The organism is Streptomyces sp. NPDC091412, assembly GCF_044756885.1.
Lineage (GTDB): Bacteria > Actinomycetota > Actinomycetes > Streptomycetales > Streptomycetaceae > Streptomyces.
Genome location: NZ_JBIVTV010000002.1, coordinates 815,889 through 832,013 on the forward strand (window position 1 = coordinate 815,889; position 16,125 = coordinate 832,013).

General features: G+C 73.4%; 13 protein-coding genes. 8 read left to right on the forward strand and 5 right to left on the reverse strand.

Annotated elements, in window-relative coordinates; translation table 11 throughout:
- Nucleotides 1–9: 9 nt before the first annotated feature.
- Entirely contained in the window at nucleotides 10–1,167 is a 1,158-nt protein-coding gene (locus ACIQMV_RS07795) for a D-alanine--D-alanine ligase family protein (RefSeq protein WP_141357997.1), read from the forward strand.
- Between the two features lie 67 nt (nucleotides 1,168–1,234).
- Here ACIQMV_RS07795 and ACIQMV_RS07800 read toward each other — a convergent pair whose 3' ends face one another.
- Both ACIQMV_RS07800 and ACIQMV_RS07805 read right to left on the reverse strand, forming a co-directional pair.
- Nucleotides 1,235–1,717, reverse strand: a complete 483-nt coding sequence (locus ACIQMV_RS07800; protein ID WP_402591901.1) for a DUF3515 domain-containing protein — start codon at nucleotides 1,715–1,717, stop codon at nucleotides 1,235–1,237.
- Between the two features lie 20 nt (nucleotides 1,718–1,737).
- A complete protein-coding gene (locus ACIQMV_RS07805; RefSeq protein WP_003997603.1) occupies nucleotides 1,738–1,971 on the reverse strand; it encodes an Lrp/AsnC family transcriptional regulator in 234 nt (77 codons plus the stop codon).
- A 207-nt stretch (nucleotides 1,972–2,178) separates the two neighbouring features.
- Here ACIQMV_RS07805 and ACIQMV_RS07810 point away from each other — a divergent pair, with 207 nt between their 5' ends.
- Nucleotides 2,179–3,144, forward strand: coding sequence for a thiamine-phosphate kinase (locus ACIQMV_RS07810; protein ID WP_141357993.1), 966 nt, complete (start codon nucleotides 2,179–2,181; stop codon nucleotides 3,142–3,144).
- Nucleotides 3,141–4,013, forward strand: coding sequence for a bifunctional hydroxymethylpyrimidine kinase/phosphomethylpyrimidine kinase (gene thiD, locus ACIQMV_RS07815; protein ID WP_402591902.1), 873 nt, complete (start codon nucleotides 3,141–3,143; stop codon nucleotides 4,011–4,013). Before ACIQMV_RS07810 ends, thiD begins: the two co-directional genes overlap by 4 nt.
- Nucleotides 4,014–4,180: 167 nt before the next feature.
- On the opposite strand, the gene rpmB is transcribed toward thiD, so the two are convergent.
- Entirely contained in the window at nucleotides 4,181–4,366 is a 186-nt protein-coding gene (gene rpmB, locus ACIQMV_RS07820) for a 50S ribosomal protein L28 (RefSeq protein WP_003993230.1), read from the reverse strand.
- Between the two features lie 273 nt (nucleotides 4,367–4,639).
- Here rpmB and ACIQMV_RS07825 point away from each other — a divergent pair, with 273 nt between their 5' ends.
- Nucleotides 4,640–6,373: a DAK2 domain-containing protein gene (locus ACIQMV_RS07825; protein ID WP_402591903.1), complete on the forward strand. Its 1,734-nt coding sequence runs from the start codon at nucleotides 4,640–4,642 to the stop codon at nucleotides 6,371–6,373.
- Between the two features lie 3 nt (nucleotides 6,374–6,376).
- Here the strand turns inward: ACIQMV_RS07825 and ACIQMV_RS07830 are convergent, their stop codons facing one another.
- Entirely contained in the window at nucleotides 6,377–9,349 is a 2,973-nt protein-coding gene (locus ACIQMV_RS07830; RefSeq protein WP_402591904.1) for a tetratricopeptide repeat protein, read from the reverse strand.
- The gene (locus tag ACIQMV_RS07835; RefSeq protein ID WP_402591905.1) at nucleotides 9,346–11,217 is read right to left on the reverse strand and encodes an HSP90 family protein; all 1,872 of its coding nucleotides are present in this window, start codon (nucleotides 11,215–11,217) and stop codon (nucleotides 9,346–9,348) included. The genes ACIQMV_RS07830 and ACIQMV_RS07835 overlap by 4 nt, the downstream gene beginning before the upstream one ends.
- Before the next feature lie 164 nt (nucleotides 11,218–11,381).
- Here ACIQMV_RS07835 and recG point away from each other — a divergent pair, with 164 nt between their 5' ends.
- From recG to ACIQMV_RS07855, 4 genes are all read left to right on the forward strand, one after another.
- Nucleotides 11,382–13,601, forward strand: a complete 2,220-nt coding sequence (gene recG / locus ACIQMV_RS07840; RefSeq protein ID WP_402591906.1) for an ATP-dependent DNA helicase RecG — start codon at nucleotides 11,382–11,384, stop codon at nucleotides 13,599–13,601.
- 68 nt (nucleotides 13,602–13,669) lie between these two features.
- On the forward strand, nucleotides 13,670–14,257 hold the full coding sequence (gene rsmD / locus ACIQMV_RS07845) for a 16S rRNA (guanine(966)-N(2))-methyltransferase RsmD (RefSeq protein ID WP_402591907.1): 588 nt from the start codon (nucleotides 13,670–13,672) through the stop codon (nucleotides 14,255–14,257).
- A 26-nt stretch (nucleotides 14,258–14,283) separates the two neighbouring features.
- Nucleotides 14,284–14,772 (forward strand): pantetheine-phosphate adenylyltransferase, encoded by a 489-nt coding sequence (gene coaD / locus ACIQMV_RS07850; protein ID WP_216372847.1) that lies wholly within the window; start codon nucleotides 14,284–14,286, stop codon nucleotides 14,770–14,772.
- A 107-nt stretch (nucleotides 14,773–14,879) separates the two neighbouring features.
- Nucleotides 14,880–16,016, forward strand: coding sequence for a cell division initiation protein (locus tag ACIQMV_RS07855; protein ID WP_402591908.1), 1,137 nt, complete (start codon nucleotides 14,880–14,882; stop codon nucleotides 16,014–16,016).
- Nucleotides 16,017–16,125: the final 109 nt, after the last annotated feature.

Below are 16,125 nucleotides of genomic sequence, written 5' to 3' on the forward strand. Positions count from 1 at the left end.
CATCGCGATATGAGCAGCGAGAACCTCCCCCAGAGCCCCGAGCAGCCGTCCCGCAAGCCCCGCGTGGCCGTCGTGTGCGGCGGCCGCAGCTCCGAACACGGGATCTCCGTGGTCACCGCGGGCGCGGTGCTGCGCGCCATCGACCGGACCAAGTACGAGGTCCTGCCGATCGGCATCACCCGCGACGGCCGCTGGGCCCTGACCGCCGACGAGCCGGAGCGCATGGCCATCACCGAGGGCCGCACCCCGAGCGTCGAGGAGCTCACCGACTCCGGCGAGGGCGGCGTGGTGCTCCCCGTGGACCCGGCCAACCGCGAAGTCGTCTACAGCGAGCCCGGTTCGGTGCCCAAGGCGCTCGGCGAGGTCGACGTGGTCTTCCCGGTGCTGCACGGCCCCTACGGCGAGGACGGCACCCTCCAGGGCCTCCTGGAGCTGTCCGGCGTGCCGTACGTGGGCTCGGGCGTGCTCGCCTCGGCCGTCGGCCAGGACAAGGAGTACATGAAGCGGGTGTTCACCTCCTTCGGGCTCAAGGTCGGCCCGTACGTGGTGATCCGGCCGCGCGAGTGGGCGCGGGACCCGTCCGCCGCCCGCAAGAAGATCGTCGACTTCGCCGGCGAGCACGGCTGGCCGCTGTTCGTGAAGCCCGCGCGCGCCGGTTCGTCGATCGGCATCACCAAGGTCGACGACCTCTCCGGCCTGGACGAGGCGGTCGAGGAGGCCCAGCGGCACGACCCGAAGGTGCTCGTGGAGGCCGCGCTGCGCGGCCGCGAGATCGAGTGCGGGGTGCTGGAGTTCGAGGACGGCCCGCGGGCCTCCGTACCGGCCGAGATCCCGCCGCCCGAGGCGCACGCGTACTACGACTTCGAGGCCAAGTACATCGACTCGACGCCCGGCGTCGTGCCCGCCCCGCTGACCGACGAGGAGACCGCCGAGGTGCGGCGGCTCGCGGTGGAGGCGTTCGAGGCGGCCTCCTGCGAGGGCCTGGTCCGCGCGGACTTCTTCCTCACCGAGGACGGCGAGTTCGTGATCAACGAGATCAACACCATGCCCGGCTTCACGCCCATCTCGATGTACCCGCAGATGTGGCAGGCGAGCGGGATCAGCTACCCGGAACTGGTGGACCGGCTGATCCAGGCGGCGCTGCGCCGCTCGACGGGCCTGCGCTGAGGACGCGCGCCCAGGGGGCAGCGGGTGCCGGCGGGAGCCCGGGGCCCCCACGGCGCGTGCGGTGCGCTCAGTCGGCGATCCCCTTGGGGATCGCCTTCTTCACGGCCGGGGCCAGATCGACCAGCGGCGCCACCCCGTGGTCCGTCCGCCCCGCGGGGATCGTCACCTCCACATAGGCCAGGCGCAGCGTGGTGGTGAAGCGGAACGACCCGTCCCCCTGCTTCTGCAGCAGCCAGCCCACGTCGTTCACCTCGGCCCCGTCGGCCTCCGGATCGTCCATCGCGGCGGGCCGCGGGACACCGCAGCGCAGTATGATCGCCGGGCTTCCCCAGCCCGCGGTCAGCGCGGAGGCGGGCCGGGGGTCCTCGCGGCTCAGTCCGTCCACTTTCCCAGGCAGTTCCCTGTCCAGATCCCGGCACAGTCCGGCAACCGACGGCCGTGGGCCGGGAACCGCCACAGTGGCGCTGTTGTCGCCTGGGGAACAGCCCGCGGCGGTGATCAGCGCGGCGAGAACGAGCAGGCCGAGAAGCCGGTGACGGAAGAAGCTCACCGGCCAAGGGTAGACGGGGGCTACAGATGCACGACCGGGCAGGTCAGGGTGCGCGTGATGCCGTCCACTTGCTGGACCTTCGCGACCACCATGCGGCCCAGGTCGTCCACCGTGTCGGCCTGGGCGCGCACGATGACGTCGTACGGTCCTGTCACGTCCTCGGCCTGGATCACCCCAGGGATCTTGCTGATCGTCTCGGCGACGGTCGACGCCTTGCCGACCTCCGTCTGGATCAGGATGTACGCCTGTACCACGGAACCTCCAGGGCGGCCACGAGGATCATGTGGGGGAAAAGGAACGCCACGGTATCGCGTCGTCACACGCTGTGGGGAGACCCGGGAAGACCGTGACGCACGCGCCGGGGTGCAGGTAGGACAGAAGTTGACGGTCATCTCGACCGTAGCGAGGACCGCGTGGAAGCGCGACCGGGAACGTACAGGGACAGAAGGGGCGAAAGGTCGATGAAGGGCACTGTTGGTGAGCTCGGGGAGTTCGGGCTCATCAGGGAGCTCACCTCCCGTCTCACCACCACCCCGGCGGTCCGGGTCGGCCCCGGCGACGACGCCGCGGTGGTCGCCGCCCCCGACCGCAGGGTCGTGGCGAGCACAGACATACTCCTGGAGGGGCGGCACTTCCGCCGGGACTGGTCCACGGCCTACGACGTGGGCCGCAAGGCGGCCGCCCAGAACCTCGCGGACATCGCCGCCATGGGCGCCGTGCCGACCGCACTGCTGCTCGGCCTGGTCGTCCCCACCGAGCTCCCGGTCACCTGGCCCACCGAGCTGATGGACGGCCTGCGCGACGAGTGCCAGGTCGCCGGGGCCGCCGTCGTCGGCGGCGACGTGGTGCGCGGCGACACGATCATGGTGTCGATCACCGCGCTCGGCGATCTGCGCAACCACGAGCCCGTCACCCGCGCCGGCGCACAACCCGGCGACCTGATCGCGGTGACCGGCTGGCTGGGCTGGTCCGCGGCCGGATACGCGGTGCTCTCCCGGGGCTTCCGCTCGCCCCGCGCCTTCGTCGAGGCCCACCGCCGCCCGGAGCCGCCGTACCACGCGGGTCCCGCGGCCGCCGGGCTCGGCGCCACCGCGATGTGCGACGTCAGCGACGGACTGATCGCCGACCTCGGGCACATCGCGGAGGCCAGCAAGGTCCACATCGACATCCGCTCCGGAGCCATAGACATCCCCTCGCAGATGAACGACATCGGGCAGGCCGTCGGCGTCGACCCGTTGCAGTGGGTGCTGACCGGCGGAGAGGACCACGCGATCGTGGCGGCCTTCCCCCCGGACGTGAAGCTGCCGGCCCGCTGGAAGGTGATCGGCGAAGTGCTCAGCCCCTCGGCCACACCTCAGGTCACGGTCGACGGCGCGCCGTGGACCAGCAAGGGCGGCTGGGACCACTTCGGGGACATCGAGTCATGACCGCCGCCCCTCCCCGGGTGCTGACCGTCGCGGGCTCCGACTCCGGCGGCGGCGCCGGCATCCAGGCCGACCTGAAGACGATGCTTGCCCTGGGCGTGCACGGTATGAGCGTGATCACCGCGGTCACCGCGCAGAACTCCCTCGGCGTGCAGGGCGCGTGGGAACTGCCCGTGGAGGCGGTCCGGGCCCAGTACCGCAGCGTCGTGGACGACATCGGCGTCCAGGCGGTCAAGACCGGGATGCTGGCCTCGGCGGAACTGGCCGGGGCCGTCGCCGAATTGATCGCCGGGACCGACGCGCCCGCGGTCGTCGACCCGGTCGGCGTCTCCAAGCACGGCGACCCGCTCCTGGCCGCGTCCGCGCTTCGGACCGTACGGACCAGGCTGCTGCCGGTGGCGACCGTCGCCACGCCGAACCTCGACGAGGTGGCCCAGCTGACCGGCGTCCGGGTCCGGACGGAGGAGCAGATGCGGGAGGCCGCGGAGGCGGTGCTGGCGTTCGGGCCGAAGTGGGTGCTGATCAAGGGCGGCCACCTCGCCGGGAACGCCGGGCGGGAGGGTGGGAACCGGGCTGTGGGGGAGGGCGGGAACCAGGCTGAGGGCGAGGACCAGGCCGTGGACCTGCTCACCGACGGCGCCGAGGAGTACTGGCTGCGCGCCCCCCGGTACGACAACCGGCACACGCACGGCACCGGCTGCACCCTCGCCTCCGCGATCGCCTCGCACCTGGCGAAGGGCGACTCCGTGCCGGAGGCCGTGGCGGCGGCCAAGGAGTACGTCACCGGGGCGATCGCCGCCGGCTTCGCGCTCGGCGGGGGGATCGGGCCCGTGGACCACGGGTGGGCCCTGCGCGGGTCTCGGGCGGGGTAGTCGCGCGGCCCGCGCACCGGCCGGTCCCGGTGCGCGGGTACGGCTTGTACGGGCTACGGCGTGTGCGGGCACGGCGTGCGCGGGTACGGCAAAAAGCCGGTCCACCGAGGTGGACCGGCTCAGTGCAGCGAACCAGCAGTGGCCGCGCGCTTAGCTGTTGCTGTGCGTCAGCGCGAGACCTTGCCGGCCTTGATGCACGAGGTGCAGGCGTTCACGCGCTTCGGCGTCCCGCCGACCACGGTACGCACACGCTGGATGTTCGGGTTCCAGCGACGGGACGTACGGCGGTGCGAGTGCGAGATGTTGTTGCCGAAGCCCGGCCCCTTGCCGCAGACGTCGCAGTTGGCAGCCACGGGTCACTCCAAAGACTTCAGATGCACTTACGGTTGATCCCGGCATGCCGGGATCAAGATCTCAGGCATCAGAGACTGCTCTTGAAACTTGAAATCCGAGTGGCGTTGCCAGGGGAGAGCCCGATCAGGATCGGGCAACCGGAGCAGCATACAACGGCTGCGTCCGTAGGGCGAAACTACCACGGTGGCTCCGGGGCCCGCGCGGGCCCTCTTCCGTCAGGCACCGCCCCGGGGTCTACGCTGCGTCCAGTCCAGCAGCTCAGGGAGGCGCAGGTGGCGCAGGTGCCGCAGACGTTCGACGCGCCGGCGGTGCGCACCTGGTGCGGACTGGCGCTGCGGGCGCTGGGACGCGCGCGCGAGGAGATCGACGCGATCAACGTCTACCCCGTGGCCGACGGGGACACCGGCACCAACCTGTATCTGACCGTGGAGTCCGCCGCCGCGGCGGTGGAGGCCGTGTTCGCCGCGCACGAGGTCGGCGGCGGTGCCGGCGGGACCGGCGGGACCGAGGGGACTTCCTCCGGCCCCTCCCTGGCCGACGCCGCGCGGGCGATGGCGCACGGCGCGCTGATCGGGGCCCGCGGCAACTCCGGGACGATCCTCGCCCAGCTGCTGCGCGGCATGGCCCAGGTGTTCGCCGCCGACGGTGACCGCGCGCACACCGACGGGCGCGGCCTGTGCCTGGCCCTGCGGCGCGCGGCCGACTCCGCCCGGCAGGCCGTGGCGCACCCGATGGAGGGCACGGTCCTGTCGGTGGCCTCGGCCGCCGCGGACGCGGCCACCGGGGCGGAGGAAGACTGCGGGACGGTCGCGCTGGCCGCCTACGAGGGAGCGTGCGCGGCCCTCGCCGCGACCCCCGGACAGCTGGCGGTCCTGGAGCGCGCCGGGGTGGTCGACGCGGGCGGGCGGGGGCTGGTGGCGGTCCTCGCGGCCCTGGTGGAGACGTTCACGGGACGGACACCGGAGCAGGCCGCGTCCTCCTCGGCAGCCGCGGTGGCGGCTGACGGCCGGCCGCTCGTGCCGCACGCGCGCGTGTGCCCCGCCGAGGACGACGGGTCCGGTGCCTGCGTGCCGCCCGCGAGCGGTCCCGCCTTCGAGGTGATCTACCTGCTGGACGCCGAGGACACGGCCGTCGCCCGGCTGCGCGAGCGGCTCGACGGGCTCGGGGACTCCCTCGTCGTCGTCGGCGGTGACGGCCTGTGGAACGTGCACGTGCACGTCGACGACGCCGGAGCCGCCGTGGAGGCGGGCGTGGAGGCCGGGCGGCCGCACCGGATCCGGATCACGCATTTCGGCGCCGGTGACGCGCACACCGGCGGGTCCGGACGGCCGCACCGGGAGCGGGCCCAGCGCGCGGTGGTGGCCGTCGTGCCCGGCGAGGGGCTGGCCGGGCTCTACACCGAGGCCGGGGCGACCGCGGTGCTCGCCCGGCCCGGGGAGCAGCTCGCGAGTGGGGAACTCGTCGAGGCCGTACGGCGGGCACACGCGCGCGAGGTGGTCCTGCTGCCCAACGACCCCGAGTTGCGCCACACCGCGTCCGCCGCGGCCGAGCAGGCTCGCGGGGAGGGCGTCCGCGTCGCCCTGATCCCGACCCGCTCGGCCGTGCAGGGCATAGCCGCCCTCGCCGTGCACGAGCCGGGGCGCCGTTTCGACGAGGACGTCGTCGCCATGACCTCGGCGGCCGGCGCCACCCGCCACGCCGAGGTCACGGTCGCGGAACGCCAGTTCTGGACCACGGCCGGCATCTGCCAGGCCGGTGACGTCCTCGGCCTCATCGACGGCGACGTGGCCGTGATCGGCTCGGACGTCGCGGCCACCGCCGAGACCGTCCTGGACCGCATGCTCTCGGCGGGCGGCGAACTGGTCACCCTCGTCCTCGGCGACGAGGCCCCCGACGCGATCGCCGACCGCCTCCAGACCCGCGTCCGTGAGTCCTACCTCGCCGTCGACACGGTGGTCTACCAGGGCGGCCGGCAGGGGGCGCTGCTGCTCATCGGGGTGGAGTGAGCCTCAGTCCGCGGATTCCTCCTCGAGGGCGCGCAGGAGTTTTTCGGCCTCCGTACGGCGGGTGGGCGGCCGGCCGTCCTCGTCGTCCGCGTGCTCGTAGGCCGCCAGCACGGCACGCGCGCGTGCCGTGGCCTCGGCGGGGCGGCCCAGGCCGGCCGCCCGCCATCCCGCGGCGAGTTCCGCTCCGGTCCGGTCGTGCACGGCGGCCGGACCCAGCAGGGCGAAGGCGGCGATCGCCTGCTCCAGCCTGGACAGGGCCTCCTCGGACGCGGCCCCGGCCCCCTCGTCCTCCGCGTTGTCCGAGTTGGTTGCGTTGTTCGCGTTGTTCGCGTTGTCCGCGAGCAGATCACCGAACTGCCGGTGGGTGTGCCCGAGTTCGGCGACGAGCCGTTGCCGCGCCGCCGTGTCGTCCACCGCGTCCAGCGCCGCCTCGCACTCGGTGACGGCGGCCTCCATCAGCTTCCGCGCCGCGTCCAGGCCGGCCTCGGTGCCCAGCGCGAGCCACGCGCGTGCGCGCAGGGCGGGCACCAGGCCGTGCACGTCGCCCAGGGAGCGCCACAGGTCGGCCGCGCGCGTGTAGGCACGGTCCGCCTCGTCGTGCAGCCCGGCCCGGCTCAGCGACTCGGCGGCCAGATGGGCGAGGGTCGCGTGGTCCTGCTGCTCGGGCCAGTGCCGGGCGGTCTCGGCGGCCTGAAGCCTGCGTTCGGCTGCCGCACGGTGCTCCCCGAGCTCGCTCAGACAGTCGCCGAGCCACCACCGCGTCTGTACGACGGCCCCGTCGCCGTGCGTCTCGGCGGACAGGTCGCTCAGCGCGGACTCCAGCACCTCGGCTGCCTCCGCCCACCGCCCCAGCCGCAGCAGCAAGCCGCCGAGCTGCTGCCGGGCCCAGGCCCCGAGCGCCGGTCCCTCGTCCGCCTCGTCGGCCCAGTGCGCCGCCTCCAGGGCGTGTTCCGCCGCCTCCCCGGTCCGGTCCAGGCCGCCGAGCACCTCGGCGAGCTGAAGGTGCAGCTGTGCCCGGCCCGCGGCCTCCAGATGCGCCCCGCCGTGCTCCAGGGCCGCCCGCAGGGCCCGCTCGGCGCCCTCCGGATCGCCCAGGTGGTGCGCGAGGGCCGCCAGCCGGGCCTCGTACTCCACCGCGAACCACGGCAGCCCCGCCCCGACGTACTCGTCCGCCGCCCGCCCGAACAGCTCCGCGGCCCCCCGGAGGTCCCCGGTGCGCGCGGCGGTCTCGGCGAGCATCGCCCGCGCCTCGGCCGCCCGGGACGCGATCCGCACATCGTCCCCGGCGTGCCCCTCCACGAGGGCCAGGACCTCCCGCGCGGCCTCCTCGGCGGCGGACAGCGTCCCCGGGTCCACGGGCCCTTCGGCCTCGTACACCGGCCGCATCAGGATCCGCGCCCGTCCCATCACCACGGACACGGCCTGCCGCAGGCCGGTGCCCTCCTCGGCGTACAGCGCGAGGACCCGCTCGTAGGGTTCGGCGACCGCGGTGAGCGCCCCGTCCACGTCGCCGGTCAGCGCCCTCACGTACGCCGCGCGTGAGCGTGCCGCCAGCGCCTCGCCCGGATCGCCCGCCCGCGCGTACCACTCGGCGGCCCGCTCGAACAGCGCGGCGCCCTCGGGGCCCCGGTCCATCGCCTCGTGGTCGGCGATCTCGGCCCGGTCCCGGGCCTCCAGCTCGACGCCCTGCGCGGCCCGTGCGACCGCCGCCCACGCCTCCATGGCGTGCGGCCGCAGGGTGTCCGACAGCCGCCGTGCCTCGGCGATCAGCGCGGGCAGGCCGGCTTCATCGGGGGCCGCCGCTTCGGCCGCCGCCTCGACGGGGGCCCGCACGGCGGGAGCCGGAGCGACGCCGGCGGGCCGTGCCGTGCGCACGCCCAGCGGCAGCCGGTCCACCAGCGGGCGCCGCGCCATGCGCGCGCGTGCCCGCTCGCCGACCCGGGACGTGCCGTTGCGCTCGTTGAAGCGGGCCGCCAGGGCCGATGCCTCCGCGCGCGCGTGCACGGCGAGTTCACCGGCCGTCCAGGCGCGCCCCGCCGGACCGGGCACCGTCTGCCCGTCCCACCCCAGCTCGACCAGCCGGTCCATGAGCAGGGCCGTCACCGCCAGGAAGTCCAGCCTGCCGAGTGGGTTCCCGTCGTCCGTGAAGTACGCCGGCCGCTCGGCCAGCAGCTCCAGGGCCCGCGCCTCGTTGCCGGTCAGCGCGCAGAACTCCACGTGGTCGGCGTAGGCGCCGCGCATGCTCTCCATCGGCCGCACGAGCCGCAGGCCCCGCAGATGGTGGGCGCGGGCCTCGTCGAGACGGCCCAGCCGCAGCAGCGGCATCAGCGACGAGGCGAGGACGCCGTGCGGCTCGTGGGCGCAGGAGAACTCGCCGTCCAGCACCGGCCGCCACAGCTCGACCGCCTCCGCGTCGCGGCCGCACTCGGCCTGCCACCCGCCCTGGTCGTGCAGTTCGCAGGCGTGGCAGTCCGCCATGCCGTCCCGGTCGGCGGCCAGCCACGCCGCGTACGCCCGCTCTGCCCGCGCGAGGTCACCGATGTGCCGGGCGATGCTGAACTCGGCGCTGCGCACGGCGCGTTCGGAGTGGCCGGCGAGCCGGTAGCGGTGCTCCATCTCGCCGAGCCACTTCTCCACGGCGGCCAGCGGGATGTGCGGCCGGCCCAGCATGCCCGCCGACATCCACTTGAAGACCCAGTGCAGCGAGTGGGTCTCGTACTCGTCGAAGTCCTCCGGGCGTTCGTCCCACATGCGCAGCAGCCGCGCGAACGGGACGAACATCTTGTCCTTCTCGGAGCTGTAGTTGTAGACCTTCAGCTGGTGTCCGAGCGCCTCGATCACGGCGAGCGGGATGTTCAGCCTCTCGGCCTCGGCGAGCAGCAGCTCCGCGCGCGCGTTGCGGGCCGGGCCCTCCGGCCGCTCGCCGTTGGCGGCGATCTCCCGGCGCAGCGAGTCGAAGTCGGTGATCTCACTCATCGCCGGCCGTCCCCCGTCGCGTCGGTGCCGCTGTGCGTGGCCCACTCCAGCAGGCCGATGAACGCCCGGTTCAGCAGTGCCGAGTCCGCCGGCCGCAGGGGGCGCTGCGCCATCAGCAGTGCCTGCCCGTACAGCGACTCGGTCGCCGTGCCGATCAGCTCCGGGTCGCCCAGCGAACCGATCCGGCGGATCAGCGGGTTGAGGTGGTTGAGCACCAGACGCGCGCGTGGGGTACTGCTCCGCAGCGAGCCGAGGATGCCCGCCCACAGGTCGTCGGCCTGCGCCTCGGCCTCGGCGCGGGCCTGCTCGTGCCGGGCCGCCCGGTCGTCCAGGTGCAGCGCCGGTACGGACAGCGGGTGGAAGGCGCGCAGCACGACGTCGCAGCCCAGTGGGTCCAGCCGGTCCCGCGCGGCGGCCAGGAAGCCCGACAGGGCCAGTTCCTCGGCCGGGTCGACGGAGTCCAGGTGCGCGGTCACGATGTCCGCGTCCAGCTCGGCGACCGCCGTTCCCGGGCGCACCGACGGCAGCGCCTCGACCAGCTCGCTGTCGTAGGTGTAGCCGCCGTTGACGACGCCGATGCCCTGCGCGGAGGCGATCGGCGCGACCTGCCGGTACTCCTCGACCGTGCGGGTGAAGTGCACGACGGGGTGGCGCTGCGCGAACTCCTCCAGGGAGAGCCGCCCGTCGGTCGTCTCGAAAGGCAGCCACGGCAGCATCGTGCGCAGCATCTCCGTGTCGTGCCGGGCCAGGGACTTCACGCCCAGGAAGTGCACCGAGAGGAACGCCGCCAGCCGCTCCGGATCGCCGGCCGCGAGAGAGGTCAGCCAGGTCCGGATCCGCTCCCCGAGCGCCTCGCGCACGGCGGCCAGCGTCTCGTCCTCGTACAGCGCCTCCCGCGAGGCCGTGGGCCGCAGGCTGTCGGTGTCGAGCACGCAGCGCACGAAGAACGCCCAGTCGGGCAGCAGCTGTTCGGCCCGTTCGGTCAGCAGCATGCCCTTCAGGTGCACGCGGTGACCCGCCCGCTGCGCCGGGCTGACCGCCGACGGCAGCACGTACGCCACCCCGCGGATCCCGGCCAGCGGCACGTCCAGGCCGATGGTGTCCAGCGGGGTGAACCCGAACGCCTCGTGGCAGTACCGGGCCAGGGCGACCCGGCGGGCCGCTGGGGAGGGGTACGCCCGGTCCCAGGGCGCCGGCAGGTCGGTGACCGGCTCCTCGCCCACCCGGACGTCGTACGGCAGCAGCGACCCGAAGTCCCGTGCCAGCGCGAGCACACGCTGCTCGGTGAGCCACTCGCCCGCCCCGGCCCGGGCCTGGAGGTGCACGGTGGTGCCGGGTTCCGGGCGGGCGGAGTCCGGGAGGGCCCGCACGGTGTACGAGCCGTCGTCGCGCGCCGTCCACTCCACGGGCGGGGCGTCGGGCGTACGGGCGCTGCGGCTGACCACCCGGATCCGCTCGGCCACCACGAAGCAGGCCAGCAGGCCGATGCCGAACTGGCCGAGGAAGTCCGAGCGCGCCTCCCGCAGGCCGTCAACCCGCTTGGAGCTGCGGCCGATGGTGGCCAGCAGTTCGTGCACGTCGGACTCGGTGAGACCGACGCCGGTGTCCTCCACCCGCAGGGAGTCGCCGTCCGCGAACAGCCGTACGCGCGCGGGGGCGCCGGGCTCCTCCGCGCGCCGGGCGGTGATGGCGTCCACGGCGTTCTGGAGCAGTTCGCGCAGGTAGACCTTGGGACTGGAGTACAGGTGGTGCGAGAGCAGATCCACCAGACCCCGCAGATCGACCTGGAACATATGGGCCGAGCCGGGCTGGCGGGACGGCTGTGGTGAGTGGGATGCCTGTGCTGACTGTGAGGTCTGGAAGTCCATCGTCGCAGCGCCGGTGGGGGGACTTCGCGTCGGCGCGGGGTAGGGCGGCACCTGTGAGGAGGCTGCCGCGGGCATGGCCGGAACGCGTCATCCTAGGCCCGGACGGACCGGCTGACCAGGGGTTTCCCGGGAGGTTTACGACATTGTCGGTGCCGTGGTGTGCAATGGATCTCGTGCCCGCACTGCAAGAACCACTGAAACAGCCACTGAAGTCAGTGCTCGGCCCCGCCACCGCGAAGGTGATGGCCGAGCACCTCGGCCTGCACACCGTCGGCGACCTCCTGCACCACTACCCGCGGCGGTACGAGGAGCGCGGCCAGCTCACCCACCTCGCCGACCTGCCCATGGACGAGCACGTCACGGTGGTCGCCCAGGTCGCCGACGCCCGCCTGCACACGTTCGCCTCCGCCCGCGCGCCCCGCGGCAAGGGCCAGCGCCTGGAGGTGACGATCACCGACGGCAGCGGCCGGCTCCAACTGGTCTTCTTCGGCCACGGCGTGCACAAACCCCACAAGGAACTCCTGCCGGGCACACGCGCGATGTTCGCGGGCAAGGTCTCGGTCTTCAACAGGCGGCTGCAACTGGCGCACCCTGCGTACGAGTTGCTGAAGGGGGAGGACGGAGAAGCGGTCGAGAGCTGGGCCGGCGCCCTCATCCCGATGTACCCGGCCACCGCCAAGCTGGAGTCCTGGAAGATCGGCAAGGCGGTCCAGACCGTCCTGCCCAGCGCCCAGGAGGCGCTCGACCCGCTGCCCGAGTCGCTGCGCGCGGGCCGCGGGCTGGTCGCCCTCCCCGAGGCCCTGCTCAAGATCCACCGTCCGCACAGCAAGGCGGACATCGCCGACGCCCACGCCCGCCTGAAATGGGACGAGGCCTTCGTCCTCCAGGTCGCGCTCGCCCGCCGCCGCCACGCGGACACCCAACTCCCCGCCGTCGCCCGCGTACCCGTCCCGGACGGCCTCCTGGCGGCCTTCGACGACCGCCTCCCCTTCACGCTCACGGAGGGGCAGCGGAAGGTCTCCCGCGAGATCTTCGCCGACCTGGCCACCGAGCACCCGATGCACCGCCTGCTCCAGGGTGAGGTCGGCAGCGGCAAGACGCTCGTCGCCCTGCGCGCCATGCTCGCCGTCGTCGACGCGGGCGGGCAGGCCGCGATGCTCGCGCCCACCGAGGTGCTGGCCCAGCAGCACCACAGGTCGGTCACCGAGATGATGGGGGAGCTCGCCGAGGGAGGCATGCTGGGCGGCGCCGAGCACGGCACCAAGGTGGTGCTGCTCACCGGGTCCATGGGCGCCGCGGCCCGCCGGAAGGCCCTGCTCGACCTGGCCACCGGCGAGGCGGGCGTCGTCATCGGCACACACGCGCTGATCGAGGACAAGGTCCAGTTCCACGACCTGGGACTGGTCGTGGTGGACGAGCAGCATCGGTTCGGCGTCGAGCAGCGCGACGCCCTGCGCGGCAAGGGCAGGCAACCCCCGCACCTGCTGGTCATGACCGCCACGCCCATTCCGCGCACGGTCGCGATGACCGTCTTCGGCGACCTGGAGACCTCCGTCCTCGACCAGCTCCCGGCGGGCCGCTCGCCCATCGCCAGCCATGTCGTCCCGGCCGCCGACAAACCGCACTTCCTCGCCCGGGCCTGGGAGCGGGTGCGCGAGGAGGTGGCGAAGGGCCACCAGGCGTACGTGGTCTGCCCGCGCATCGGGGACGAGGAGGACGACCCGAAGAAGGCCGCCGCGAAGAAGTCAGCCGAGGACGAGGCGGAGAAGCGCCCGCCGCTCGCCGTGCTGGAGGTCGCGGACCGGCTGGGCAAGGGCCCCCTGCACGGCCTGAAGGTCGAGGTGCTGCACGGGCGTATGCAGCCCGACGACAAGGACGCGGTCATGCGCCGCTTCGCCGCCGGCGAGACCGACGTCCTGGTCGCCACCACGGTCATCGAGGTCGGCGTGAACGTGCCGAACGCCACGGTGATGGTGATCATGGACGCCGACCGCTTCGGCGTCTCCCAGCTGCACCAGCTGCGCGGCCGCGTCGGCCGCGGCGCGGTACCCGGACTGTGCCTGCTGGTCAGCGAGATGCCGGAGGCGAGCGCCGCCCGGCAGCGGCTGAACGCGGTGGCCTCCACCCTCGACGGCTTCGAGCTCTCCCGCATCGACCTCGAACAGCGCCGCGAGGGCGACGTCCTCGGCCAGGCCCAGTCCGGCGCCCGCTCCAGCCTGCGGGTGCTCGCCGTCATCGACGACGAGGAGATCATCGCCGAGGCCCGTGAGGAGGCCGCCGCGCTGGTGGCCGCCGACCCGGACCTGGAGCACCTGCCCGGACTGCGCACGGCGCTGGACGCGCTGCTGGACGAGGAGCGGGAGCAATACCTGGAGAAGGGCTGACAGACTGGGACCGGCCCGCACCCGAGCCGCCACCGACAAGGCCGCCACCGACAAGCAAGGACCCAGACATGACCCGCGTGATCGCCGGCCGGGCCGGCGGACGCCGTCTCGCCGTACCGCCGGGCAGCGGAACCCGCCCCACCTCGGACCGGGCGCGCGAAGGCCTGTTCTCCACCTGGCAGTCCCTCCTGGGCGGCCCGCTGGACGGCGCACGCGTCCTGGACCTGTACGCCGGCTCGGGCGCCGTCGGCCTGGAGGCGCTGTCCCGGGGCGCCGGGCACACCCTGCTCGTGGAGGCCGACGCGCGAGCGGTCCGCACCGTCCGGGAGAACGTGAAGGCGCTCGGCCTCCCAGGCGCCGACGTACGGGCGGGCAAAGCGGAACAGATCGTCCGGACGTCGGCCCCGGCGGAGCCGTACGACATCGTCTTCCTCGACCCGCCGTACGCGGTCTCCGACGACGATCTTCGCGAGATTCTGCTCACACTCCGCACCGAGGGGTGGCTCGCGGAGGGCGCCCTCGTCACCGTGGAGCGCAGCACCAGGGGCGGGGAGTTCACGTGGCCGCGAGGATTCGACGCGATCCGGGCCCGTCGCTACGGCGAAGGCACGTTTTGGTACGGTCGCGCCGCCTCTACGTGCGAAGACGCACGATGACCGGACCGGAGAGCGAGGGATCTCAAGTGCGCCGCGCCGTCTGCCCCGGGTCGTTCGACCCCATCACCAACGGACACCTGGACATCATCGCCCGCGCCTCCCGTCTCTACGACGAGGTCTACGTCGCGGTGATGATCAACCAGTCGAAGAAGGGCCTGTTCGAGATCGACGAGCGGATCGACCTCATCCAGCAGGTCACCGCCGAGTACGGAAACGTCCGGGTCGAGGCCTTCCACGGCCTCCTCGTCGACTTCTGCAAGCAGCGCGACATCCCGGCCATCGTCAAGGGCCTGCGCGCCGTCAGCGACTTCGACTACGAGCTGCAGATGGCCCAGATGAACAACGGCCTCTCCGGCGTCGAGACGCTGTTCGTGCCCACCAACCCCACCTACAGCTTCCTGTCGTCCTCCTTGGTCAAGGAGGTCGCGGCCTGGGGCGGGGACGTCTCCCACCTGGTGCCGCCGCTGGTCCTCGAGGCCCTCACCCAGCGGCTGAAGAAGGACCGAGACGGCTGACGGCCCGTCACCCGGTGTCCGGCGATCACCTCATGGACGTACAGTCGTCCCGTCCGTCTCCGACACATCGGTAGTCCAACACACCTGTAGAGAGTGGCGAGCACACGGTGGACGTGCAGAACAAGCTCGACGAGATCGTGACCACGGTCTCCAGCGCCCGGTCCATGCCCATGTCGGCGTCGTGCGTGGTCAACCGCGCCGAACTGCTCGCGCTGCTCGACGAGGTGCGCCAGGCCCTGCCCGGTTCCCTCGCCCAGGCCCAGGAGCTGATCGGGGACCGCGACCAGATGGTGCAGGAGGCCCGGCGCGAGGCCGAGCGGATCATCGAGGGCGCGCACGCCGAGCGCGGCTCGATGGTCTCCGGCACCGAGGTCGCCCGCCGTTCCCAGGCCGAGGCCGACCGGGTCCTCGGCGAGGCCCGGCAGGAGGCCGAGGAGGTCCGCGCCGAGGCCGACGACTACGTCGACTCCAAGCTCGCCAACTTCGAGGTCGTCCTCACCAAGACCCTCGGCTCGGTCGGCCGCGGCCGCGAGAAGCTGCTCGGCACCGGCCCCGGCCTCGACGAGGACGGCTACGAGGACGAGGACGCCCCCGAGCGCAGCCACGACCCCGAGACCCTGCGCCGCAACGCCGACGCGTACGTCGACGCCAAGCTCGGCGCCTTCGAGGCGGTCCTCGCCAAGACCCTGGACGCCGTCGGCCGCGGCCGCCAGAAGCTGCACGGCCGCATCGCCACCGACGACCTCGGCGCCCTCGCCGACGACACCACCACCGTCCAGCACTCCAGCGACGCCGACTACCTCGCCGACCTCGCGGCCCTGGCCGACGCCCCGGCGGCCCCGCGCTCCCCGGCGGCCCCGCCCGCCGAGCGGCCCGCCTCGCCGCAGTACGAGCCGCAGCCGGCCTACGGCTACCAGCAGCCCGGGCAGAGCGATCCGTACGGCGGCTACCAGCAGGGCTACGGCCAGCAGGACCAGTACGGCTACCAGCAGCCCGACCCGTATGCCCCCACCGCCGGCACCTCCGGCTACGCCCAGGCGGGCGGCGCGCCCTTCCAGGCCTACGACGCCCAGCAGCCGGCCGGCTACGACCCGAACCAGGCCCAGCAGGGACAGCAGGACCCCCAGGACCACCACGGCTACGCGCAGCCGCAGGCCCACGCCCTCGACGAGACCAGCCTCTTCGACACCAGCATGATCAGCGCCGAGCAGCTGCGCGCCTACGAACAGGGCCGCGGCCTCTAGTGCGGTGACCGGAGAGGTTCACCGGCTCGCGGCGCCCGGCACGGCACTCCCCCAGCCTTCGGCCGGGGGTACCCCCACGCCGCGTTGTCGCATCACCCGAGTACATCCA